Annotated in this window: 21 protein-coding genes; 1 reads left to right on the top strand and 20 read right to left on the bottom strand. The window is 72.9% G+C overall.

All coding sequences use genetic code 11. The features are described 5' to 3' along the window. Positions 1-80 precede the first annotated feature (80 nt). The 12 genes from coaBC to pyrR all read right to left on the bottom strand — a co-directional run bounded on the left by coaBC (position 81) and on the right by pyrR (position 13315). Complete coding sequence (gene coaBC / locus IF47_RS0108560; RefSeq protein WP_031507768.1) at positions 81-1304, bottom strand: bifunctional phosphopantothenoylcysteine decarboxylase/phosphopantothenate--cysteine ligase CoaBC; 1224 nt, start codon at positions 1302-1304, stop codon at positions 81-83. Between the two features lie 173 nt (positions 1305-1477). After that, the gene (gene rpoZ, locus IF47_RS0108555; RefSeq protein ID WP_031507766.1) at positions 1478-1750 is read right to left on the bottom strand and encodes a DNA-directed RNA polymerase subunit omega; all 273 of its coding nucleotides are present in this window, start codon (positions 1748-1750) and stop codon (positions 1478-1480) included. A gap of 152 nt (positions 1751-1902) precedes the next feature. After that, complete coding sequence (gene gmk, locus IF47_RS0108550; protein ID WP_031507764.1) at positions 1903-2460, bottom strand: guanylate kinase; 558 nt, start codon at positions 2458-2460, stop codon at positions 1903-1905. A gap of 39 nt (positions 2461-2499) precedes the next feature. Then, positions 2500-2826 (bottom strand): integration host factor, encoded by a 327-nt coding sequence (locus IF47_RS0108545; protein WP_031507762.1) that lies wholly within the window; start codon positions 2824-2826, stop codon positions 2500-2502. Between the two features lie 297 nt (positions 2827-3123). Continuing rightward, positions 3124-3981, bottom strand: a complete 858-nt coding sequence (gene pyrF, locus IF47_RS0108540) for an orotidine-5'-phosphate decarboxylase (protein WP_031507760.1) — start codon at positions 3979-3981, stop codon at positions 3124-3126. Continuing rightward, positions 3978-5105, bottom strand: a complete 1128-nt coding sequence (locus IF47_RS0108535; RefSeq protein WP_031507758.1) for a quinone-dependent dihydroorotate dehydrogenase — start codon at positions 5103-5105, stop codon at positions 3978-3980. The genes pyrF and IF47_RS0108535 overlap by 4 nt, the downstream gene beginning before the upstream one ends. 114 nt (positions 5106-5219) lie before the next feature. Next, on the bottom strand, positions 5220-8531 hold the full coding sequence (gene carB, locus IF47_RS0108530; protein ID WP_031507757.1) for a carbamoyl-phosphate synthase large subunit: 3312 nt from the start codon (positions 8529-8531) through the stop codon (positions 5220-5222). After that, positions 8524-9666, bottom strand: a complete 1143-nt coding sequence (gene carA / locus IF47_RS0108525; RefSeq protein ID WP_031507756.1) for a glutamine-hydrolyzing carbamoyl-phosphate synthase small subunit — start codon at positions 9664-9666, stop codon at positions 8524-8526. The genes carB and carA overlap by 8 nt, the downstream gene beginning before the upstream one ends. Then, positions 9663-10310, bottom strand: coding sequence for a PH-like domain-containing protein (locus tag IF47_RS0108520; RefSeq protein ID WP_078591655.1), 648 nt, complete (start codon positions 10308-10310; stop codon positions 9663-9665). Before IF47_RS0108520 ends, carA begins: the two co-directional genes overlap by 4 nt. Then, a complete protein-coding gene (locus IF47_RS0108515) occupies positions 10307-11599 on the bottom strand; it encodes a dihydroorotase (protein ID WP_031507752.1) in 1293 nt (430 codons plus the stop codon). The genes IF47_RS0108520 and IF47_RS0108515 overlap by 4 nt, the downstream gene beginning before the upstream one ends. Further along, on the bottom strand, positions 11596-12594 hold the full coding sequence (locus tag IF47_RS0108510) for an aspartate carbamoyltransferase catalytic subunit (RefSeq protein WP_031507750.1): 999 nt from the start codon (positions 12592-12594) through the stop codon (positions 11596-11598). Before IF47_RS0108510 ends, IF47_RS0108515 begins: the two co-directional genes overlap by 4 nt. A 118-nt stretch (positions 12595-12712) precedes the next feature. Beyond that, the gene (gene pyrR, locus IF47_RS0108505; protein ID WP_031507749.1) at positions 12713-13315 is read right to left on the bottom strand and encodes a bifunctional pyr operon transcriptional regulator/uracil phosphoribosyltransferase PyrR; all 603 of its coding nucleotides are present in this window, start codon (positions 13313-13315) and stop codon (positions 12713-12715) included. A 229-nt stretch (positions 13316-13544) separates the two neighbouring features. On the opposite strand from pyrR, the gene bldD reads away from it, so the two are divergent. Beyond that, positions 13545-14045 (top strand): transcriptional regulator BldD, encoded by a 501-nt coding sequence (bldD, locus tag IF47_RS0108500; protein ID WP_031507748.1) that lies wholly within the window; start codon positions 13545-13547, stop codon positions 14043-14045. A 248-nt stretch (positions 14046-14293) separates the two neighbouring features. On the opposite strand, the gene nusB is transcribed toward bldD, so the two are convergent. From nusB to IF47_RS0108460, 8 genes are all read right to left on the bottom strand, one after another. Continuing rightward, on the bottom strand, positions 14294-14722 hold the full coding sequence (gene nusB, locus IF47_RS0108495) for a transcription antitermination factor NusB (protein WP_031507747.1): 429 nt from the start codon (positions 14720-14722) through the stop codon (positions 14294-14296). Positions 14723-14724: 2 nt separating this feature from the next. Continuing rightward, complete coding sequence (efp, locus tag IF47_RS0108490) at positions 14725-15291, bottom strand: elongation factor P (protein ID WP_031507746.1); 567 nt, start codon at positions 15289-15291, stop codon at positions 14725-14727. Between the two features lie 67 nt (positions 15292-15358). Then, entirely contained in the window at positions 15359-16474 is a 1116-nt protein-coding gene (locus IF47_RS0108485) for an aminopeptidase P family protein (protein WP_031507744.1), read from the bottom strand. 111 nt (positions 16475-16585) lie between these two features. Then, a complete protein-coding gene (locus IF47_RS0108480) occupies positions 16586-17503 on the bottom strand; it encodes an AAA family ATPase (RefSeq protein WP_078591654.1) in 918 nt (305 codons plus the stop codon). 215 nt (positions 17504-17718) lie between these two features. Beyond that, a complete protein-coding gene (gene aroB, locus IF47_RS0108475; protein ID WP_031507740.1) occupies positions 17719-18813 on the bottom strand; it encodes a 3-dehydroquinate synthase in 1095 nt (364 codons plus the stop codon). Then, entirely contained in the window at positions 18810-19349 is a 540-nt protein-coding gene (locus tag IF47_RS0108470; protein WP_031507738.1) for a shikimate kinase, read from the bottom strand. Before IF47_RS0108470 ends, aroB begins: the two co-directional genes overlap by 4 nt. Continuing rightward, positions 19346-20530, bottom strand: a complete 1185-nt coding sequence (aroC, locus tag IF47_RS0108465) for a chorismate synthase (RefSeq protein WP_031507737.1) — start codon at positions 20528-20530, stop codon at positions 19346-19348. Before aroC ends, IF47_RS0108470 begins: the two co-directional genes overlap by 4 nt. A 110-nt stretch (positions 20531-20640) precedes the next feature. Further along, on the bottom strand, positions 20641-21498 hold the full coding sequence (locus tag IF47_RS0108460) for a shikimate dehydrogenase (protein WP_031507736.1): 858 nt from the start codon (positions 21496-21498) through the stop codon (positions 20641-20643). Positions 21499-21600 lie beyond the last annotated feature (102 nt).

Here is a 21600-nt window from a genome sequence, read left to right as displayed (position 1 = left end):
GGATTCGACCCCCTTCGCCCGAAAGGCACTCCCGAGGGGAGCCGTCCGGCGGACCGCTCCGGGCGGCTCCCCTCGGGTCTTCAGTCCCGGTTCCTCAACAGGTGGACGACCCGGTCCCACACCGTGTCGGCGAGGGCCTCCTTGGGGCCGTGCGGCACGGGCGTCTCGCTGCCGTCGGCGCCCAGGACGACGGCCTCGTTCTCCTGGGAGCCGAATGTCCTGTCCTCTCCGACCTCGTTGACGACCAGCAGGTCGCACCCCTTGCGGGCGAGCTTGGCGCGGCCGTTGGCCAGCACGTCGTCGGTCTCCGCGGCGAAGCCGACGACCACCTGTCCGGGACGGGCCCGCGTCGAGGAGAGCTCCGCCAGGACGTCGGGGTTGCGGACCAGGGCGATGGGCTCCGGTTCCCGGCCGTCCTGCTTCTTGATCTTCCCCTGGGCGTAGTGGGCGGGCCGGAAGTCGGCCACGGCGGCGGCCATGACCACCGCGTCCGCGTCCGCCGCGGCCTCCAGCACGGCCTCCCGCAGGTGGCGGGCCGTCCCCACCCGCACCACGTCCGCGCCGGCGGGGTCGGGCAGGGCGGTGTTGGCGGCGACCAGGGTCACCCGCGCGCCGCGCGCCACCGCGGTGCGGGCCAGGGCGTACCCCTGGAGGCCCGAGGAGCGGTTGCCCAGGAAGCGCACCGGGTCCAGCGGCTCGCGGGTGCCGCCGGCGCTGACCACGACGTGGTGTCCGGCCAGGTCGCGCTCCTGTCCGGCGCCGCGGGCGAGGACGCGGCGGCAGACCTCGAAGATCTCGCCGGGGTCCGGCAGCCGCCCCTTGCCGGTGTCCTTGCCCGTCAGCCGGCCGACCGCGGGTTCGATGACGACCGCGCCACGGCGGCGCAGCGTGGCCACGTTCTCGGCGGTGGCGGGGTGCTCCCACATCTCGGTGTGCATGGCGGGTGCGAAGATCACCGGGCAGCGGGCGGTGAGCAGGGTGTTGGTCAGCAGGTCGTCGGCGAGGCCGTGGGCGGCCCGGGCGAGGGTGTCGGCGGTGGCGGGCGCGACGACGACCAGATCGGCCTCCTGGCCGATGCGAACGTGCGGGACCTCGTGGACGCTCTCCCACACCCCGGTCGCCACGGGGTTCCCGGAGAGCGCCGACCAGGTGGCCTCGCCGACGAAGTTCAACGCCGACTCGGTCGGCACCACCCGTACGTCGTGACCGGACTCGGTCAGCCTGCGCAGCAGCTCGCACGCCTTGTAGGCGGCGATGCCGCCGCTGACCCCCAGGACCACCCTGGGCTTGCCGGTGTTGTCCATCCTCTGCCTCTCCCCGCTCTCCGTGGCCTCGCCCCTCCGCACCGCCCGGCGGGAACGCGGGGCGGTGCGGACGTGCCGTCGGCCTCCCATGACACACCACGGGCCCGGCAGTCGTACTGCCGGGCCCGTGGTGTGGTGTGTGCCGATGCGGCCGCCCGTGGCGGCCCGAGCGCTTACTGCGCCGGGACGTCGGTGGACTCGGCGGTCAGCAGGCCCGCGTTGATCTCGCGGAGCGCGATCGACAGGGGCTTCTCGTGGACGTGGGTGTCCACCAGCGGGCCGACGTACTCCAGCAGGCCCTCGCCGAGCTGCGAGTAGTAGGCGTTGATCTGACGCGCGCGCTTGGCGGCGTAGATCACCAGGCTGTACTTGGAGTCGGTGGCCTCGAGCAGCTCATCGATCGGCGGGTTGATGATGCCCTCGGGCGTGGTCATGGGAGAGGACACACTCTACCTTCCGCTGCGGTGGACAAGACGGTCAGTGATCGAAACGACCGGATCCGGTGGTGTCCGGTGCCGTTGTGACGAGACCCCGCGCCGGGTGTCCCTGGGCCGGGAGCCCACCGCCGGTGCTCCGGGGCCCGGGCGGCCGGCTGCGATCACGAATCCTTCATCAAGGCTAGCAGCTCGCGGCCGACGTCCTCGACCGAGGTGTTGACCAGGGTCACGTCGAACTCGGCCTCGGCTGCCAGTTCGACCCTGGCCGCCTCCAGCCGCCGCTCGATGACCTCCGGGGGCTCGGTGCCCCGGCCGGTGAGCCGCCGGACCAGCTCCTCCCAGCTCGGCGGGGCGAGGAAGACGAGCCGGGCCTCGGGCATCGACGCGCGCACCTGGCGCGCGCCCTGGAGGTCGATCTCCAGGAGCACCGGTTCGCCCGCCTCCAGCCGTTCCAGGACGGCCTTGCGGGGGGTTCCGTACCGGTTGCCCGCGAACTCGGCCCACTCCAGCAGCTCGCCGTTGGCGACCAGCTTGTCGAACTCCTCGTCCTCGACGAAGAAGTACTGGACGCCGTGCCGCTCCCCCGGGCGGGGCTTGCGGGTGGTGACGGACACCGAGAGCCAGACCTCGGGGTGGACCTTGCGCAGATGGGCGACGACCGTGCTCTTGCCGACCCCGGAGGGGCCGGAGAGCACGGTCAGCCGCGGACGTTCACTCATAACGGCGATTATCCCGGTTCCCGGAGAGGCCCGGAAACGTCAGGAGGCGGAACCGCCGCCGAATTCGCGCTCGAGGGAGGCGATCTGGTTGGAGCCCAGGCCGCGCACCCGACGGCTCTCGGAGATCCCGAGCCGCTCCATGATCTGACGGGCCCGGACCTTGCCGACGCCGGGCAGGGACTCCAGGAGGGCGGAGACCTTCATCTTGCCGATGACGTCGTTCTCCTGGCCCTGCTTGATGACCTCGTGGAGCGAGGCGCCGGAGTGCTTCAGTCGGTTCTTGACCTCGGCGCGCTCCCGGCGAGCCGCGGCGGCCTTCTCGAGCGCGGCTGCGCGCTGTTCAGGGGTAAGGGGCGGAAGAGCCACGCCTACGTCACCTCGGAGATAGAACTGGTCGGATATTGGTCGGTGAGGAACCTAGTAGCCCCGCTTCCGCGGAGCAAAGAGCAACACGTCCCCCGAACCTCCCGGCCTGGGAGAACCCCGGGTTCCGCGGTGCTCTTCGTCGGAGACTAGCGGCCCTGAGCGTCTGAGTCAGCGAGAACAGATGAAAAGTCCAGGTCAGACTCAAGTCGACTGGGGCATTTCCGGACAAAACACCAGAGAGAAATTCGTCGACGCACCCTCCTCGTCACCCCCGGACCCCACCGGACGTCCGGAGGATCACCCCAGAACCTTCACCAGGCGGTCCGTCTCCCGCGCCGCGGACTCCCGCAGGGCCTTCGGCGAGGGCCCGTGCCCGAGGACCCCCCTGCTGACGCTCGGCAGGACGTCGCGCACGGCGTCCCCGAAGACCGCGGGAAGATCCTCGGCCGTGGCGCCCTGGGCCCCCAACCCCGGGGCCAGCAGCGGGCCGTTCACCGCCAGGTCGACGCCCGCCCGGCCCAGGGTGGCGCCCACCACCGCGCCCACCGAGCCCAGCGGCCGTGCCCCGAGGTTCTCCCGGGCGATGTGGTCCAGCATCGTCTGCGCGACCGACGCCCCGCCCGCCGCGGTGGCGCGCTGCACCTCGGCGCCCTCCGGGTTGGAGGTGAGCGCCAGCACGAAGACGCCCGCGCCCGCCGCCCGCGCTGCGTCCAGGGCGGGACGCAGCGAGCCGAACCCCAGGTAGGGGCTGACGGTCACCGCGTCGGAGAACAGCGGGCTACCCGGGTCGAGGTAGGCGGCGGCGTAGGCGGCCATGGTGGAGCCGATGTCGCCGCGCTTGACATCGGCGAGCACCAGCGCCCCGGCCGAGCGGGCGTCGGCGATCGCCCGCTCCAGCACGGCGACGCCGCGCGAGCCGAAGCGCTCGAAGAAGGCGGACTGCGGCTTGAGGACGGCCACCCGGTCGGCGAGGGCGTCCACGACCGTGCGCGTGAACCGCTCCAGGCCCGCCACGTCGTCGTCCAGCCCCCAGGAGGCGAGCAGCGAGGCGTGCGGGTCGATGCCCACGCACAGCGGGCCTCGGGCGTCCATGGCGCGGCGCAGCCGGGCGCCGAAGGGCTCGGGGGACGGCTGCGGGGAGGCGGGGGTGCTCATCGGGAGGTCACCTTCCGGGTGTCGGCGCCGACGGCCTCGGCGAGGGTGGCGTACGGGCTCGCGGCCAGCTTCGCGGCCAGGCCCCGGTGGACGCGACGGCACCACGTGGGGCCCTCGTAGACGAAGGCGCTGTAGCCCTGGACGAGGGTGGCGCCGGCCAGGATGCGCTCCCAGACGTCGTCGGCGGTGCGCACCCCGCCGACCCCGACCAGGGTGATGCGGTCGCCGACGCGCGCGTACAGCCGGCGCAGCACCGCCAGGGAGCGGTCCTTCAGCGGCGCGCCGGACAGCCCGCCCGCGCCGATGGCCTCGATCTCCGCGCGGTCGGTGGTCAGGCCCAGACCGTCGCGGGCGATGGTGGTGTTGGTGGCGATGATGCCGTCCAGGCCCAGCTCGACGGCGAGGTCGGCGACCGCGTCGACGTCCTCGTCGGCCAGGTCGGGGGCGATCTTGACCAGCAGCGGCACCCGGCGGTCGGGCACCGCGGCGTCGGCGGCGGCGCGCACGGCCGTCAGCAGCGGGCGCAGGTGCTCGGTGGCCTGGAGGTTCCGCAGGCCGGGGGTGTTGGGCGAGGAGACGTTGACGACGAGGTAGTCGGCGTACGGCGCCAGTCGCCCGGCGGAGACCGTGTAGTCGTCCGCGGCCTCGCTCTCCGGGACGACCTTGGTCTTCCCGATGTTGACGCCGACGGTGGCGGGGAAGACGGCCCGGCGCCTCGCGAGGCGGGCGGCCACGGCGGCGGAGCCGTCGTTGTTGAAGCCCATGCGGTTGATCAGGGCGCGGTCGGCGACCAGCCGGAACAGCCGCTTGGGCGGGTTGCCGGGCTGGGCGCGGGCGGTGACGGTGCCGATCTCGACGTGGTCGAAGCCGAGCATGGTCAGTCCGTCGATGCCGGCCGCGTTCTTGTCGAAGCCGGCGGCGAGCCCGAAGGGGCCGCGCATGGTCAGGCCGAAGGCCTCGGTGCGCAGGGCGCGCGCCTGGCTCCGGGAGGGGGCGAGGACGGCCGCGACGAGCGCTCGCAGGCCGGGGACGCGGGCGACGGACCGGATCAGGGCGAACGCCAGGTGGTGCGCCCGCTCGGGGTCGAGGCGCGTGAGGAGCAGGCGGAACAGCAGGGAGTACATGCGGAGGGTCTTCCGGGCGGCGGGACGGGGGCTCCTGCGGCGATCCCCGAAAGGGCGGGGATCTCGTGGCGGAGGGGGACACCGGACGTCCGGTGTCCCCCTCCGTGTCTCGGCTCAGCCCTCGCGGGCGGCGGTGAGGTGCCGCGCGTGCTCCTGGAGGGAGCGGACGCCCACGTCGCCGCGGGTGAGGGCCTCGATGCCCTGGACGGCGGCGGCCAGGGCCTGGACGGTGGTCAGCAGGGGCACGCCCCGGGCGACGGCCGCGGTGCGGATGTCGTAGCCGTCCAGGCGCCCACCGGTGCCGTAGGGGGTGTTGACGATGAGGTCGACCTCGCCGTCGTGGATGAGTTGGACGATGGTCCTCTCGCCGTTCGGGCCGGGGCCCTCGTTGTGCTTGCGCACCACGGTGGCGTCGATGCCGTTGCGCCGGAGGATCTCGGCGGTGCCGGAGGTGGCCAGCAGCTCGAAGCCCATCGCGACCAGCTCGCGGGCCGGGAAGATCATCGAGCGCTTGTCGCGGTTGGCGACCGAGACGAAGGCCCGGCCCTTGGTGGGCAGCGCGCCGTACGCCCCGGCCTGCGACTTGGCGTAGGCCGTGCCGAAGACCGCGTCGATGCCCATGACCTCGCCGGTGGAGCGCATCTCCGGGCCCAGCACGGTGTCCACGCCGCGGCCGTGGACGTCGCGGAAACGGGTCCAGGGCAGCACGGCCTCCTTCACCGAGATCGGCGCGTCCAGCGGCAGGGTGCCGCCGTCCCCGTCCGCCGGCAGCAGCCCCTCGGCGCGCAGCTCGGCGATGGTGGCGCCCAGCGAGATCCGGGCGGCGGCCTTGGCCAGCGGGACGGCCGTGGCCTTGGAGGTGAAGGGGACGGTGCGGGAGGCGCGGGGGTTGGCCTCCAGGACGTAGAGGATGTCCCCGGCCAGCGCGAACTGGATGTTGATCAGTCCGCGCACGCCCACACCGCGCGCGATGGCCTCGGTGGAGGCCCGCAGCCGCTTGATGTCGTACCCGCCCAGGGTGATCGGCGGCAGCGCGCAGGCGGAGTCGCCGGAGTGGACGCCCGCCTCCTCGATGTGCTCCATCACGCCGCCGAGGTAGAGCTCGGCGCCGTCGTAGAGCGCGTCGACGTCGATCTCGACGGCGTCGTCGAGGAACCGGTCGATCAGCACCGGGTGCTCGGAGATCAGGCCCGCGTGGCGGGTGAGGTACTCCGCCAGCGAGGACTCGTCGTAGACGATCTCCATGCCGCGCCCGCCGAGCACGTAGGAGGGGCGGACCATGACCGGGTAGCCGATCCCGGCGGCGATCTCCTTGGCCTCCGCGAAGGAGAAGGCGGTGCCGTACTTGGGCGCCGGCAGCCCGGCCTCGGCCAGGACGCGGCCGAAGGCGCCGCGGTCCTCGGCGAGGTGGATGGCCTCCGGGGAGGTGCCCACGATGGGCACCCCGTTGTCCTTGAGCGCCTGGGCCAGGCCGAGCGGCGTCTGGCCGCCGAGCTGGACGATCACGCCCGCCACAGGGCCGGCCTGCGCTTCCGCGTGGACGATCTCCAGGACGTCCTCCAGGGTGAGCGGCTCGAAGTACAGCCGGTCGGAGGTGTCGTAGTCGGTGGAGACCGTCTCGGGGTTGCAGTTGACCATCACGGTCTCGTAGCCCGCCTCGCGCAGGGCGAAGGAGGCGTGGACGCAGGAGTAGTCGAACTCGACGCCCTGGCCGATGCGGTTGGGGCCCGAGCCGAGGATGATCACGGCGGGCTTCTCGCGCGGCGCGACCTCGCTCTCCTCGTCGTAGGAGGAGTAGAAGTACGGGGTCCTCGCCGCGAACTCCGCCGCGCAGGTGTCGACGGTCTTGTAGACCGGGCGCACGCCCAGGGTGTGGCGGACCTCGCGGACGACGTCCTCGCGCAGCCCCCGGATCGCGGCGATCTGGGCGTCGGAGAGGCCGTACCGCTTGGCCTCGGCCAGCAGTTCGGGGTCGAGCCGGTCGGCGGCGGCCAGCTCGTCGGCGATCTCCTTGATCAGGAAGAGCTGGTCGACGAACCAGGGGTCGATCGCCGTGGCCTCGAAGACCTCCTCGGGGCTCGCCCCGGCCCGGATGGCGGCCATCACGGCGTTGAGCCGCCCGTCGGTGGGGCGGCGGGCGGCGGCGAGCAGCTCGTCCTTGTCCCCGACCTCGCCGGTGAAGTCGAACTGGCTGCCCTTCCTCTCCAGCGAGCGCAGCGCCTTGTTCAGCGCCTCGGGGAAGTTGCGGCCGATCGCCATGGCCTCGCCCACCGACTTCATCGTGGTGGTGAGCGTGGCGTCCGCGCCCGGGAACTTCTCGAACGCGAACCGCGGCACCTTGACCACCACGTAGTCGAGGGTGGGCTCGAAGGAGGCCGGGGTCTGCTCGGTGATGTCGTTGGGGATCTCGTCCAGGGTGTAGCCCACGGCCAGCTTGGCGGCGATCTTGGCGATCGGGAAGCCGGTGGCCTTGGACGCCAGGGCCGAGGACCGCGAGACCCGCGGGTTCATCTCGATGACGATGACCCGGCCGTCGGCGGGGTTGACGGCGAACTGGATGTTGCAGCCGCCGGTGTCCACCCCGACCTCGCGGATGACGGCGATGCCGATGTCGCGCAGCACCTGGTACTCGCGGTCGGTGAGCGTCATCGCCGGGGCGACGGTGATGGAGTCGCCGGTGTGGACGCCCATCGGGTCGAGGTTCTCGATGGAGCAGACGACCACCACGTTGTCGTTGCGGTCGCGCATCAGCTCCAGCTCGTACTCCTTCCAGCCGAGGATGGACTCCTCCAGGAGCACCTCGGTGGTCGGGGAGAGCGCCAGGCCCTGTCCGGCGATGCGGCGCAGCTCGTCCTCGTCGTGGGCGAAGCCGGAGCCCGCGCCGCCCATGGTGAAGGAGGGGCGGACGACCACCGGGTAGCCGCCGAGTTCCTCGACGCCCGCCAGGACCTCCTCCATGGAGTGGCAGATGACCGAGCGGGCGGACTCGCCGTGCCCGATCCTGGCGCGGACCGCCTCCACGACCTCCTTGAACTGGTCGCGGTCCTCGCCCTTGCGGATCGCGTCGACGTTGGCGCCGATCAGCTCGACCCCGTGCTCCTCCAGGACGCCGGACTCGTGGAGGGCGATCGCGGTGTTCAGGGCGGTCTGGCCGCCGAGGGTGGGCAGCAGCGCGTCGGGGCGCTCCTTGGCGATGATCTTCTCGACGAACTCCGGGGTGATCGGCTCGACGTAGGTGGCGTCGGCGATCTCCGGGTCGGTCATGATCGTGGCGGGGTTGGAGTTGACCAGGATCACCCGCATGCCCTCGGCCTTCAGCACGCGGCACGCCTGGGTCCCGGAGTAGTCGAACTCGGCGGCCTGGCCGATGACGATCGGGCCGGAGCCGATGACCAGGACGGACTGGATATCGGTGCGCTTAGGCACGCTGGCCCTCCATCAGGGAGACGAACCGGTCGAACAGGTGGGAGGCGTCGTGCGGGCCGGCCGCGGCCTCGGGGTGGTACTGGACGCCGAACGCGGGGCGGTCGAGCAGGCGCAGGCCCTCGACCACGCCGTCGTTGAGGCAGACGTGGGAGACCTCGGCGCGCCCGTAGGGGGTGTCGCTGGGCGCGTCGACGGGGGCGTCCACGGCGAAGCCGTGGTTGTGCGCGGTGATCTCGACCTTGCCCGTGAGGCGGTCCCGCACCGGCTGGTTGACGCCGCGGTGGCCGTACTTGAGCTTGTAGGTGTCGAAGCCGAGGGCCCGGCCGAGGAGCTGGTGGCCGAAGCAGATGCCGAACAGCGGCGTGGACCGCTCCAGGACGCCGCGCATGACGGAGACGGGGTGCTCGGCGGTCGCGGGGTCGCCGGGGCCGTTGGAGAAGAACACGCCGTCCGGGTCGACGGCGTAGACGTCCTCGATCGTGGCGGTGGCGGGGAGCACGTGGACCTCGATGCCGCGCTCGGCCATCCGGCGCGGGGTCATGCCCTTCACTCCCAGGTCCACGGTCGCGACCGTGAACCGCTTGGTGCCGACGGCGGGGACGACGCACGGCTCGGTGGCGGCGACCTCGGCCCACAGGGCGGCACCGGCCATCTGGGGCGCGGACCGCACCTTGGCCAGCATGGCCGCCTCGTCGGCGATCGCGTCGCCGGAGAAGATGCCCACCCGCATCGCGCCGCGCTCGCGCAGGTGGCGGGTGAGCGCCCGGGTGTCGACGCCGCTGATGCCGACGACGCCCTGGTCGGTCAGCTCCTCCTCCAGGCCGCGTACCGAGCGCCAGTTGGAGGGCGTCCGGGCGGGGTCGCGCACGACGTAGCCGGCCACCCAGATCCGGTCCGACTCGCGGTCCTCGTCGTTGACGCCGGTGTTGCCGACGTGCGGGGCCGTCATGACGACCACCTGGCGGTGGTAGGACGGGTCGGTCAGGGTCTCCTGGTAGCCGGTCATCCCGGTGGAGAACACGGCCTCGCCGAGGGTCTCGCCCACGGCCCCGTAGGCACGGCCGCGGAAGGTCCGGCCGTCCTCCAGGACGAGTACGGCGGGCACCCTGGCGGCTTTGCGGGTGAAGGTCGTCATCGTGCGCCTTCCTCATGATGCGTGGTGGCGGCAGCGTCGGTGGTGCCGTGAGGGTCTTCTGTGGAGCCGGCGGGCCCGGCGGACGGCCCGGTGGACATCGCTCGGAGCGCGTCCCGCCAGGCGACGTGTTCGGCGGCGCGGTCGGAGCGGAAGCCGGAGTCCAGCAGTTTCCCGCCGTGCTCCCAGGTGATCACCAGCAGGCCGTCCTCGGTGAGCACCTTGCCCGCGATGCCCTTGTCGAGCCGGGCGTCGCGCAGCCGGTCGGCCGGGATGAAGAAGTCGGTCGCGCCGGGACGCACGACGTCCACGCCGCGCTCGGTGAGGGTCAGCTCGACCCGGCTGCGGGCGCCCAGGCCGTGGGCGACGATCCGGTCGAGCCACTGCCCCGCCGTGGTGGAGCCGTGGTAGCGGCCGGTCATGGTCAGCCTCGGCTCGCCCGGTTCGGCGGGGGCCTGCGGGAGTTCGGGCAGGTCGGACTGGAGGACCGCCCGCCACTTCCAGCCCTCGCGCATCAGCCAGTACAGCAGCGCGACGAACAGCGCGAGTCCGATCACCCAGGCGATGCGTTCTCCCCAGTCCGTCACCTGCTGTGACTCGGGGGCGGCGGTGTACCGGGCGGCGTAAGACGCCGGTGTGAGGTTCATACGAGCTTTCCGTCCATGACTGTCGCCCTGCCGCGCAGGAAGGTGTGCGTGACGCGGCCCGGCAGTTCGCGGCCCTGGTAAGGGGTGTTGCGGCTGCGGGACGCGAAGCGCGCGGAATCCACCGCTCCACGGTAAGACGGATCGACCAGGGTGAGATTGGCGGGCTCGCCCACCGAGACGGGCCGTCCGTGGCCGGCGAGACGGCCGATGGCCGCGGGCCGGAAGGACATCCGGTCGGCGACGCCCGCCCAGTCCAGCAGGCCGGTGTCGACCATGGTGTGCTGGACGACGGAGAGGGCGGTCTCCAGGCCGAGCATGCCCATGGCGGCGGCGCCCCACTCGCAGTCCTTGTCCTCGTGCGGGTGCGGGGCGTGGTCGGTGGCGACGCAGTCGATGGTGCCGTCGGCCAGCGCCTCGCGCAGGGCCATGACGTCGGCTTCGGTGCGCAGCGGCGGGTTCACCTTGTAGACGGGGTCGTAGGAGCGCACCAGCTCGTCGGTGAGCAGCAGGTGGTGCGGGGTGACCTCGGCGGTGACGTTCCAGCCCTTGGACTTGGCCCAGCGCACGATCTCCACCGATCCGGCGGTGGACAGGTGGCAGATGTGCAGCCGGGAGTCGACGTGCGCGGCCAGCAGCACGTCACGGGCGATGATGGCCTCCTCGGCGACGGCGGGCCAGCCGCCCAGCCCCAGTTCGGCGGAGACCACGCCCTCGTTCATCTGCGCGCCCTCGGTGAGCCGGGGCTCCTGGGCGTGCTGGGCGACGACGCCGTCGAAGGCTTTGACGTACTCCAGCGCCCGGCGCATGATCACCGCGTCGTCCACGCACTTGCCGTCGTCGGAGAAGACCCGCACCGAGGCGGCCGAGTCGTGCATCGCGCCCAGTTCGGCGAGCTGCTTGCCCTCCAGGCCGATGGTGACGGCGCCCACGGGCTGTACGTCGCAGTAGCCGGACTCCTTCCCCAGCCGCCAGACCTGCTCGACCACACCGGCGGTGTCGGCCACGGGGAAGGTGTTGGCCATGGCGTGGACGGCGGTGTAGCCGCCGGCCGCGGCGGCGCGGGTGCCGGTCAGGACGGTCTCGGAGTCCTCGCGGCCGGGTTCGCGCAGGTGGGTGTGGAGATCCACCAGGCCCGGCAGCAGGATCTGCCCGTCGGCCTCGATCACCTCGGCCCCGTCGGGCGTCAGGCCGGTGCCGATCTCGGCGACGGTCCCGTCGGCGATCCGTACGTCGGCGGGCTCGCCGCCGAGGATCCTCGCGCCGCGGATCAGGTGGGTGTCGGTGCTCACTCGGTCTCCTCGGAGCGGGTGGGGGTGGGTGCGGGGGTGCCGACGGCGGACTCGGCGCCGCTCAGCAGCAGGTAGAGGACGGCCATCCGGATGCTGACGCCGTTGGCCACCTGCTCCACCGCCGTGCAGCGGTCGGAGTCGGCGACCTCGGCGGTGATCTCCATGCCGCGGTTCATCGGGCCGGGGTGCATCACGACGGCGTGGTCGGGCATCCGCGCCATGCGCCGGCCGTCCAGGCCGTAGCGGCGGGCGTACTCGCGCTCGGTGGGGAAGAAGGCCGCCTGCATCCGCTCGCGCTGGACGCGCAGCATCATCACCGCGTCGGACTTGGGCAGCACCGCGTCCAGGTCGTAGGAGACCTCGCACGGCCACCTCCCCGCGCCGATCGGCACCAGGGTGGGCGGGGCGACCAGGGTGACCTCGGCGCCGAGCGTGGTGAGCAGGTGGACGCCGGAGCGGGCGACGCGGCTGTGCAGGATGTCGCCGACGATGGTGACCCGGCGTCCCGCCAGGTCCCGTCCCACTCCCCCGTCGGCTCCGCCGACCAGCCGGCGGCGCAGGGTGAAGGCGTCCAGCAGTGCCTGGGTGGGGTGCTCGTGGGTGCCGTCGCCGGCGTTGACGACCGAGCCGCCGATCCAGCCGGAGGTGGCCAGCCGGTGCGGGGCCCCGGAGTCGTGGTGCCGTATCACGACGGCGTCGGCGCCCATCGCCTCCAGGGTCAGCGCGGTGTCCTTGAGGGACTCGCCCTTGGAGACCGACGAGCCCTTGGCGGAGAAGTTGATGACGTCGGCGGAGAGCCTCTTGGCGGCGGCCTCGAACGAGATCCGGGTGCGGGTGGAGTCCTCGAAGAAGAGGTTGACGACGGTGCGACCGCGCAGGGTCGGCAGCTTCCTGATCGTCCGGTCGGCGACCCGGGCCAGCTCCTCGGCGGTGTCCAGGATCAGGACGGCGTCGTCGCGGGTGAGGTCGGCGGCCGAGATGAGGTGGCGCTTCATCTGTTGCCTTCCGTGGATGGTGGGGCGGGCGGCGCCCGCGCACGTGGGTGCGCCGGGTCCCGCGCGGGCGGGATCCGGGGCGCCCGGGCGCGGGCCCGGGCGGGGTGTGCGAGGGGCGCTACCGCTCGCCGGCCGGGGTGGTCCCGCGGACGCCCAGGAGCACGCCGTCGCGGCCGTCCTCCTCGGTGAGCCGGACCTTGACCGTCTCCCGCAGCGAGGTGGGGAGGTTCTTGCCGACGTAGTCGGCGCGGATCGGCAGTTCGCGGTGGCCGCGGTCGACGAGAACCGCGAGCTGCACGGCGCGGGGGCGGCCGATGTCGTTCAGCGCGTCGAGGGCGGCCCGGATGGTGCGGCCCGAGAAGAGGACGTCGTCGACCAGGACGACCAGTCGCCCGTCGATGCCCTCGGCCGGGATCTCGGTGCGGGCCAGGGCGCGGGCCGGGCGCATCCGCAGATCGTCGCGGTACATGGTGATGTCGAGCGAGCCGACCGGCAGGGGGCGCCCGGTGATCTCCTCCAGCTTGGCGCCCAGCCGCCGGGCCAGGTGCGTGCCGCGGGTGGGGATGCCGAGGAGGACCACGTCGTCGGCGCCCTTGGCGCGCTCGACGATCTCGTGGGCGATGCGGGTCAGGACCCGGGCGATGTCCGGCGCCTCCAGAACGGGGCGTGCCGGAGCGGTTTCGCCGGTGTTGTCGTCGTCGGTGCTGTTGTCGCCGTTCATGCGGAACGGACCTCCTTCCCCGCCTCACGGGACGGGCCTTAAAGGAGTCGGACTGGTGCGTCGCCAACGGTACCAGGCCCGTCCGGGTGCGCCCGCCGGGGCTCGGTGCGGAACGGGCGCGTCCGGTGCTCCCGCCCGGTGCCCCCGGTATGGCTCCGTTCGGCTTGACGCCCGACATTACGCTGCGTAACATCACAATGAGTTACGAAGACGTCCCCCGGGGAGCCATATGTCCAGCGAATACGCCAAACAGCTCGGAGCCAAGCTCCGGGCCATCCGCACCCAGCAGGGCCTCTCCCTCCACGGTGTCGAGGAGAAGTCCCAGGGCCGTTGGAAGGCGGTCGTGGTGGGCTCGTACGAGCGCGGTGACCGTGCCGTGACCGTGCAGCGCCTCGCCGAGTTGGCGGACTTCTACGGCGTCCCGGTGCAGGAGCTCCTGCCGGGCAGCACGCCCGGCGGGGCCGCCGAGCCGCCGCCGAAACTCGTCCTGGACCTGGAGCGTCTGGCCCACGTGCCCTCCGAGAAGGCGGGCCCGCTGCAGCGGTACGCCGCGACGATCCAGAGCCAGCGCGGCGACTACAACGGCAAGGTGCTGTCGATCCGCCAGGACGACCTGCGCACTCTCGCCGTCATCTACGACCAGTCGCCGTCGGTGCTGACCGAGCAGCTCATCAGTTGGGGCGTGCTCGGCGCCGACGCGCGACGCGCGGTCCAGCACGAGGAGGCCTGAGGGCTCTCGGCCGAGCGGCCGCGGAGTCCGTCACACACTTTCGAAGAACCGCAGAAACGTACCGCCACCGGCCGGGTCCCGAGAGAGGGCCCGGCCGGTGGCGGTTCGCCGTGGCCCACGGAGTTCCCCCACGGCCCTGGGGAAGTCCGGGGGCTCGAAGGACCCCCGACAGACGCGGTGGGGTCCGGGACACCTCGTGTCCCGGACCCCACCGTGTTTCGGTTTTCGCGCGTGTGCGTGCCGGACGCTCAGACGTGCCTCAGCGAGGGCTTGAGCTCCTTCAGGCGCCCCAACAGACCATTGACGAAGGACGGGGAGTCGTCCGTGGAGAACTCCTTGGCCAACTGCACCGCCTCGTCGATCACCACGGCGTCGGGAACCCCGTCCTCCCAGATCAACTCGTACGTGGCGAGGCGCAGCAGGTTGCGGTCCACGGCCGGCATCCGGTCCAGGGTCCAGCCGACGGAGTAGGTGGAGATCAGCTCGTCAATCCGGTCGGCGTGTTCCGCGTACCCCTCGACCAACTGCATCGTGTACTCGCCGACCGGCGGCTGCCGGCTGTCGGTTCGAGCGTGCCGGATCCAGTCCGCCAGCACGGCCGTCACGGCGCTGTCGCGCTGGTCGGCCTCGAACAGGATCTGGAAGGCCCGTTTACGGGCCTTGGTGCGAGCTGCCACGGTTAGCTGTTCACCCGGCCGAGGTACTCACCGGTGCGGGTGTCGACCTTGATCTTCTCACCGGTGGTGATGAAGAGCGGAACGCCGATCTCGTAACCCGTCTCCAGGCGGGCGGGCTTGGTGCCGCCGGTGGAGCGGTCGCCCTGGACACCCGGCTCGGTGTACTCGACGACCAGCTCGACGGCGGCCGGGAGCTCGATGTACAGCGGGTTGTCCTCGTGGATGGCGACCGTGCAGTCCTGGCCCTCCAGCAGGTAGTTGGCGGCGTCGCCGACCGTCTCCGGGGAGATGGTCAGTTGGTCGTACGTCTGGGTGTCCATGAAGACGAAGTCGGCACCGTCCTTGTACGAGAACTGCATGCCCCGCCGGTCGACCGTGGCCGTGTCCACCTTGGTGCCGGCGTTGAAGGTCTTGTCGACCACCTTGCCCGAGATCACGTTCTTGAGCTTGGTGCGGACGAAGGCGCCGCCCTTGCCGGGCTTGACGTGCTGGAACTCGACTACGGACCAGAGTTGGCCCCCGTCGAGCTTGAGCACCATGCCGTTCTTGAGGTCGTTCGTGGTGGCCACGGTCGCGGAATCTCCTGAGACTGCTGCTGCGGGAACCAGGAACCACGGCCTTCCGATCGGAGTTCGGTCAGAGGGCGAGCAGTTCCTTGGTCGTGATGGTGAGTAGCTCGGGTCCGCCATCCGCCTGCGGGCGGACGACGAGCGTGTCGTCGATCCGGACGCCGCCCCGCCCCGGGATGTGGACCCCCGGTTCGACGGTGACCGGCACGCAAGCGTCCAGTTTACCCATGGCCACGGGCGACAGCCGAGGGTCCTCGCCGATTTCCAGCCCCACTCCGTGCCCGGTGTGGGGTTCCAGCGCCTCCCCGTATCCGGCCGCCTCCAGCGGTTGACGGGCCGCTCGGTCGACTTCACGGTACTCCGTGCCGGGGGCCAGTGCCTCCCGTCCGGCGCGCTGCGCGGCGAAGACCAGCTCGTACAGCTCGATCTGCCATTCGGCCGGAGCGGGGCCGATCACGAACGTCCGACCGAGCTGGCAGCGGTAGCCGCGGTAGCGGGCGCCCAGCCGCACGGTGAGGAAGTCGCCCTCCTCCACCCTCCGGTCGGTGGGCCGGTGGCCCGGCAGGCCGGAGTTGCGGCCCGTGGCGACGGAGGTGGGGAAGGCGGGTCCGTCGGCCCCGTGGTCCATCAGGCGTCGTTCCAACTCCAGCGCCAGATGGCGTTCGGTGCGGCCGACCAGGATGGACTCCAGCAGCTCGCCGAGGGCGTGGTCGGCGATCTCGGCGGCGATCCGCAGGGCCGCCAGCTCCTCCTCGTCCTTGACCAGGCGCTGCTGCTCCACCGCGCAGCCCAGGTCGCTCAGGCCCAGTTTCGGCGCGGCCGCGGCCAGGGACCGGTGTCGGGCCACGGTGAGGTCGTGCTCCTCCACCGCCAGCGTCGTCGCCCCTTCCGAGGCCGCGAGTTCGGCGGCGGCGACGGCCGCGTCGGAAGCGGCGCCGGGAAGGGTGAGGCGGCGCAGGCCGTCGGTGTCCCCCGGTGGCCCCGCGCGTCCGTCGACGGCCGGTTCCCGGGGGCTGAGCAGGGTGTCCCGGTCGCCGGGCCCGAGCAGCAGGACGGCGCCGGGGACGGCACGGCCGGTCAGATAGCGGATGTTGGCGGGCCGTGAGACCAGGGCGGCCTCGTTGCCTGCCGCCACCCATCGGTCGCGCAGTCGTGAACGGCGGGCCACGTGCACCTCGGACATGCTTCCGAGCCTACGCAGAGCGGCGGGCGGAAGCCGTTCCGACACGTCCGGACGGGCGGTGCGGACCCGTCCCCGGGCACCGCCGCGCCGTTCGCGGGACCGCCGGGAGGGCTACCAGCTCGGCGGGCTGGCGAGGCTGCGGGCCACCGCCTCGTCCAGCAGCCGGGCGGTGGTCGCCACGTCCTGTCGGGAGTTGTCGATGATCGGCAGGCCGGAGCCGTACCAGCCCGCCATCCGCCCGTGGATGCGGGCGACCTCCTCGTCGGAGAGCCGACGGTTGCCGGTGCGCTCGGCGTTGCGCTCCAGGACGACCTCCAGGCCGGGCAGCAGCACGATGGGGATCAGCCCCGGCCCGACGTGGCGCTTCCAGCCACCGAGGCCGATGGCGGGCCGGTCGGGGAAGACGGCGTCGTCGAGGATGCAGGAGATGCCGTTGGCCAGGAAGTTCCGGGCGGCGAAGCCGCAGGTGCGGCGGGCCAGGCGGTACTGCGCCTCGGAGTGCTCGTTCCAGCCGGACTGGGGGTCGGCGAAGCCGGAGCGCACCCATTCGCGGACGTCGTCCAGGCTGATGTGCGCGGTGGGCACCCGGCGGTGGTCGGCCCAGTACCGGGCCACGGTGGTCTTGCCGGCGCCGGCCGGGCCGATGAGCAGGACGGCGACGGCGGCGGTGTGCGCGGCCTCGACCGTGACGGGGCCCACGGCCCGGTCGGTGCCGCCCGGTATCTGCACCGGAGCCCCGGACGGGAGCCGGATGTGCCCGGTGGCCTCGGGCGTCGGTCGGGGCGGCGCGGCCGTCGGCGCGGGCGGGTGGGGAGGCGGCGGGACGGGAGCCGGGGACGGTGCCCGGTGCGGGGTCTGCGGAGGAGGGGCCTGCGGAGGGGGCGCCTGGGGCGGCGTCCAACCGGGGTGGACGCCGGACTGCGGGTGCCGCGGGTGCGCCTGGGGATGAGGGTGCGGGGGGTGTCCCTGGGGGTGCCCCTGGGCGGAGCCCGAGGGCGGGACGGGCCGCTGCGTCCCGTACTGCTGCATCCGGTCCCAACTCCGTTTCCGTACGGGTGTCCCGCGCGGGCCCGGTCGGGCTCGGTCGGGGTCACCGTCTGTCCGGCACCGAACGGTACCTTCCCCGGCCGGCCCAGTGTGAACGGCCGGGGACGTGGCGGAGTGCCCGGGCGGGCGGGGACGGCGTCCGACCGGAAACCGGCCGGACCATCGGTCGGTTGTCGCGGTCGGCTACCGGTCGGCGGTCAGTCGGCGATCTCCGCGTGCGCGGCCAGCAGCATCGCCGGGTCCGGCCCCTCCAGAACGGTGGGCTTGGCCAGACCGTCCAGCACGATGAACCGCAGCCGGTCCCCGCGGGTCTTCTTGTCCACCTTCATCGTCTCCAGCAGCCTGGGCCACTGATCGCCGCGGTAGGTGACCGGCAGTCCGACGGAGGTGAGGATCGCGCGATGCCGGTCGGCGGTGGCATCGTCCAACCGGCCCGCGATCCGGCCGAGTTCGGCGGCGAAGACCATGCCGACGGAGACGGCCGCGCCGTGCCGCCAGTTGTACCGCTCGTTCTTCTCGATGGCGTGGGCCAGGGTGTGCCCGTAGTTGAGGATCTCCCGCAGGCCCGCCTCCCGCAGATCGGCGGAGACCACCTCGGCCTTGACCTTGACGGACCGCTCGATCAGCTCGGCGGTGTGCGGACCGGCCGGGGTACGGGCGGCCTCCGGGTCGGCCTCGATCAGCTCCAGGATCGCCGGGTCGGCGATGAAGCCCGCCTTGATCACCTCCGCCAGGCCGCTGACGTAGTCGTGGACCGACAGCGACTCCAGCGCGGCCAGGTCGCACAGCACGCCGGCCGGCGGGTGGAAGGCGCCCACCAGGTTCTTGCCCTCGGCGGTGTTGATGCCGGTCTTGCCGCCGACCGCCGCGTCCACCATGCCCAGCACGGTGGTGGGCACCGCGATCCAGCGCACCCCGCGCAGCCAGGTCGCGGCGACGAACCCCGCCAGGTCGGTGGTGGCTCCCCCGCCGACGCCGACGATGACGTCGGTGCGGGTGAAACCGGACTGGCCGAGCGCCTTCCAGCAGTACGCGGCGACCTCGGCGGTCTTGGCCTCCTCGGCGTTGGGCACCTGGATGGCGATGGCCTCGTAGCCCTGGTCGGCCAGGTCCGCTCGGAGCACCTCGCCGGTCTCGGTCAGCGCCTCGGGGTGGATCACGGCGACGCGGCGGACGTCGGCGCCGATCAGGCCGGGCAGCTCGCCCAGCAGTCGCCGGCCGACCAGGACGTCGTAGGGGGCGGTGCCGACGGTGCCGCCGACGGTGATGCGGGTGGGAGGTGTGGTGGTCATGCGTCCTTCAACTCGAGTGCGTCCAGGACCGCCTGGGCGACCTGTTCCGGGTCGCGGCCGGCTGTGTCGACGACCGCGCGGGCCACCTCGACATACAGCGGCCGGCGCTGCTCCATCAGGGTGCGCCACTGCTTGCGGGGGTTGACCGCCAGCAACGGGCGCGGGGCGTCCAAGCCGACGCGCCGGACCGCGTCGGCGAGCGCCACGTCCAGAAAGACCACCGGCAGCCCGGCCAGCCGGGCGCGGGTGCCGGCGTCCAGGATGGCGCCGCCGCCGAGCGAGACCACCCCGGCGTGCTCGGCCAGCGCCGCGCGCACCGCCTCCCGCTCCAGCTCACGGAAGTGCGGCTCGCCGTCCTCGATGAAGATCTCCGCAATCGGCCGGCCGGCGGCGGCCTCGACGTCCGCGTCGGTGTCGCGCAGGGTGACCCCGAGCCGCCGGGCGAGCACGGTGCCCACCGTGGTCTTGCCCGCGCCGGGCGGGCCCACCAGCACCACCGCCGGGCCCGGAGCGACACCCCGGGACGCGGTGCTCACCGGATCTCCAGGTGGTCCAGGTAGCCGGCGACGTTGCGGCGGGTCTCGGCCACGTGGTCGCCGCCGAACTTCTCCGCCACCGCGTCGGCCAGCACCAGCGCGACCATCGCCTCGGCCACGATCCCGGCCGCCGGCACCGCGCACACGTCCGAGCGCTGGTGGTGGGCGCGGGCCGGCTCGCCACTGGCCACGTCCACCGTGGCCAGCGCCCGCGGCACGGTGGCGATGGGCTTCATCGCCGCCCGCACCCGCAGCAGCTCACCGGTGGACAACCCGCCCTCGGTGCCGCCCGACCGGCCCGAGGACCGGCGGATCCCGTCCCCGGTCGGCACGATCTCGTCGTGCGCCCGGGAGCCCGGCACCCGCGCCAGCTCGAAGCCGTCGCCGACCTCCACCCCCTTGATGGCCTGGATGCCCATCAGCGCCGCGGCCAGCCGGGCGTCCAACCGGCGGTCCCAGTGCACATGGCTGCCCAGCCCGACCGGCACCCCGTGCACCACCACCTCGACGACGCCGCCCAGGGTGTCACCGTCCTTGTGTGCCTGGTCGATCTCGGCGACCATCGCCTCGCTCGCGTCCGGATCCAGGCAGCGGACCGGGTCGGCGTCCAGCCGCGTCACGTCCTCCGGGCTCGGCAGCAGGCCGGCCGGCGCCTTGGCTCCGCCCAGTTCGACGACATGGCTGACGATCTCGATGCCGGCCGTCTCCTTCAGGTAGGAGCGCGCCACCGTGCCCAGCGCCACCCGGGCCGCGGTCTCCCGGGCGGAGGCCCGCTCCAGGATCGGGCGGGCGTCCCCCACCCCGTACTTCTGCATCCCCGCCAGGTCCGCGTGGCCGGGCCGGGGCCGGGTCAGCGGCGCGTTGCGGGCCAGTCCGGCCAGCTCGGCCTCGTCCACCGGGTCGGCCGCCATCACCTTCTCCCACTTGGGCCACTCGGTGTTCCCGATCATGATCGCCACCGGGGAGCCCAGCGTCAGCCCGTGCCGGACGCCGCCGAGGAAGGTGACCTCGTCCCGCTCGAACTTCATCCGGGCACCGCGGCCATAGCCCAGTCGCCGCCGCGCCAGCGCGTCCGCCACCATGTCGGTGGTGATCGGCACGCCGTAGGGCAGTCCCTCCAGCGTCGCCACCAGTGCGGGACCGTGCGACTCCCCCGCGGTCAGCCAGCGCAACCTGCTCAACGGTGCTCCTCAGTCCAGGCCCGTACGTGCTCTTCTTCGAATCTTTTCACGACCGTGCCACGGGGCCGGTCGCCCGTCCAGCAGACGGAACGTCTCCGCCGGGGCGGGGCTCAGGCCGTGCGGGCGGCCAGCGCCGCCTCGCCCGCCGCGCGCATGGCAGCCAGCGGGGCCGGGGTTCGGCCGGTCATCGCCTCGACCTGGAGGACGGCTTGGTGCACCAGGAGGTCCAGTCCGCCGAGGACCCGCCCGCCACGGGCCGCCCAGGCCGCGGCCAGCGGGGTCGGCCAGGGCTCGTACAGGACGTCGAAGAGGGTGCCGGGCCGCTCGGGCACGGCCGCCGTCAGGTCGTCGGTGGCGCCCGCCGGAGTGGTGGCGATCACCAGGGGCGCGGTCAGCGCCCGCGGCGCGTCCGCCCAATCGGCGGTGGTCACCGCCACGCCCAGCCGCGCGCCCCAGCCGCGCATCTCCTCGGCCCTCGCCCGGCTGCGGACGTACGCGGTGACCTCGCCGGAGCAGATCCGGGCGAGCGCGGCCAGCGCCGAGGAGGCGGTGGCCCCGGCGCCCAGCACGGCGGCGCGCGGAACGCTCTCGACGCCGCGTTCGCGCAGGGCGGCGACCATGCCGGGGATGTCGGTGTTGTCGCCCAGGCGACGTCCGTCGTCGGTGAAGACCACCGTGTTGACGGCCTCGACCGACGCCGCGGTGTCGCCGATCTCGTCCAGCAGCGGGATGACGGCCCGCTTGAGGGGCATGGTCAGCGACAGCCCGGCCCAGTCCTCCCCGCGTCCCGCCAGTTCCTCCAGGAAGGGTCCGATGCCGTTCTCGTCGACCTCGAAACGGTCGTAGGACCAGCCGATCAGCCCCAGTTCCGCGTAGGCGGCCCGGTGGAGCACCGGGGAGAGCGAGTGGGCGATGGGCGATCCGAGGACCGCCGCCCGCCTCCCGGGCTCAGTGACGCCGTTACCCACCGTTGTGCTCCCTCTCCGGCTCCGGCCGCATCGTCCGGCACTTCTCCACGGAGACGGACAGTACCCGCCCCGCGCCCCGCGGTGGAGGCGTCCCCGGTGATC

Origin of the sequence: Streptomyces megasporus (assembly GCF_000718985.1) — a bacterium.
In the GTDB taxonomy this organism is placed as follows: domain Bacteria; phylum Actinomycetota; class Actinomycetes; order Streptomycetales; family Streptomycetaceae; genus Streptomyces; species Streptomyces megasporus.
The sequence above is the reverse complement of the archived record's forward strand: the minus strand, read 5'-3'. Positions and strand labels throughout refer to the sequence as shown.

What these genes read in the sequence shown, in the direction of transcription:
- IF47_RS0108520 (WP_078591655.1), bottom strand. Translation starts at nt 10,310, where the DNA reads ATGAACCTCACACCGGCGTCTTACGCCGCCCGGTACACCGCCGCCCCC.
- carA (WP_031507756.1), bottom strand. Translation starts at nt 9,666, where the DNA reads ATGACGACCTTCACCCGCAAAGCCGCCAGGGTGCCCGCCGTACTCGTC.
- coaBC (WP_031507768.1), bottom strand. Translation starts at nt 1,304, where the DNA reads ATGGACAACACCGGCAAGCCCAGGGTGGTCCTGGGGGTCAGCGGCGGC.
- IF47_RS0108510 (WP_031507750.1), bottom strand. Translation starts at nt 12,594, where the DNA reads ATGAAGCGCCACCTCATCTCGGCCGCCGACCTCACCCGCGACGACGCC.
- pyrF (WP_031507760.1), bottom strand. Translation starts at nt 3,981, where the DNA reads ATGAGCACCCCCGCCTCCCCGCAGCCGTCCCCCGAGCCCTTCGGCGCC.
- IF47_RS0108480 (WP_078591654.1), bottom strand. Translation starts at nt 17,503, where the DNA reads ATGCAGCAGTACGGGACGCAGCGGCCCGTCCCGCCCTCGGGCTCCGCC.
- gmk (WP_031507764.1), bottom strand. Translation starts at nt 2,460, where the DNA reads ATGAGTGAACGTCCGCGGCTGACCGTGCTCTCCGGCCCCTCCGGGGTC.
- IF47_RS0108535 (WP_031507758.1), bottom strand. Translation starts at nt 5,105, where the DNA reads ATGTACTCCCTGCTGTTCCGCCTGCTCCTCACGCGCCTCGACCCCGAG.
- pyrR (WP_031507749.1), bottom strand. Translation starts at nt 13,315, where the DNA reads ATGAACGGCGACAACAGCACCGACGACGACAACACCGGCGAAACCGCT.
- bldD (WP_031507748.1), top strand. Translation starts at nt 13,545, where the DNA reads ATGTCCAGCGAATACGCCAAACAGCTCGGAGCCAAGCTCCGGGCCATC.
- IF47_RS0108485 (WP_031507744.1), bottom strand. Translation starts at nt 16,474, where the DNA reads ATGTCCGAGGTGCACGTGGCCCGCCGTTCACGACTGCGCGACCGATGG.
- aroB (WP_031507740.1), bottom strand. Translation starts at nt 18,813, where the DNA reads ATGACCACCACACCTCCCACCCGCATCACCGTCGGCGGCACCGTCGGC.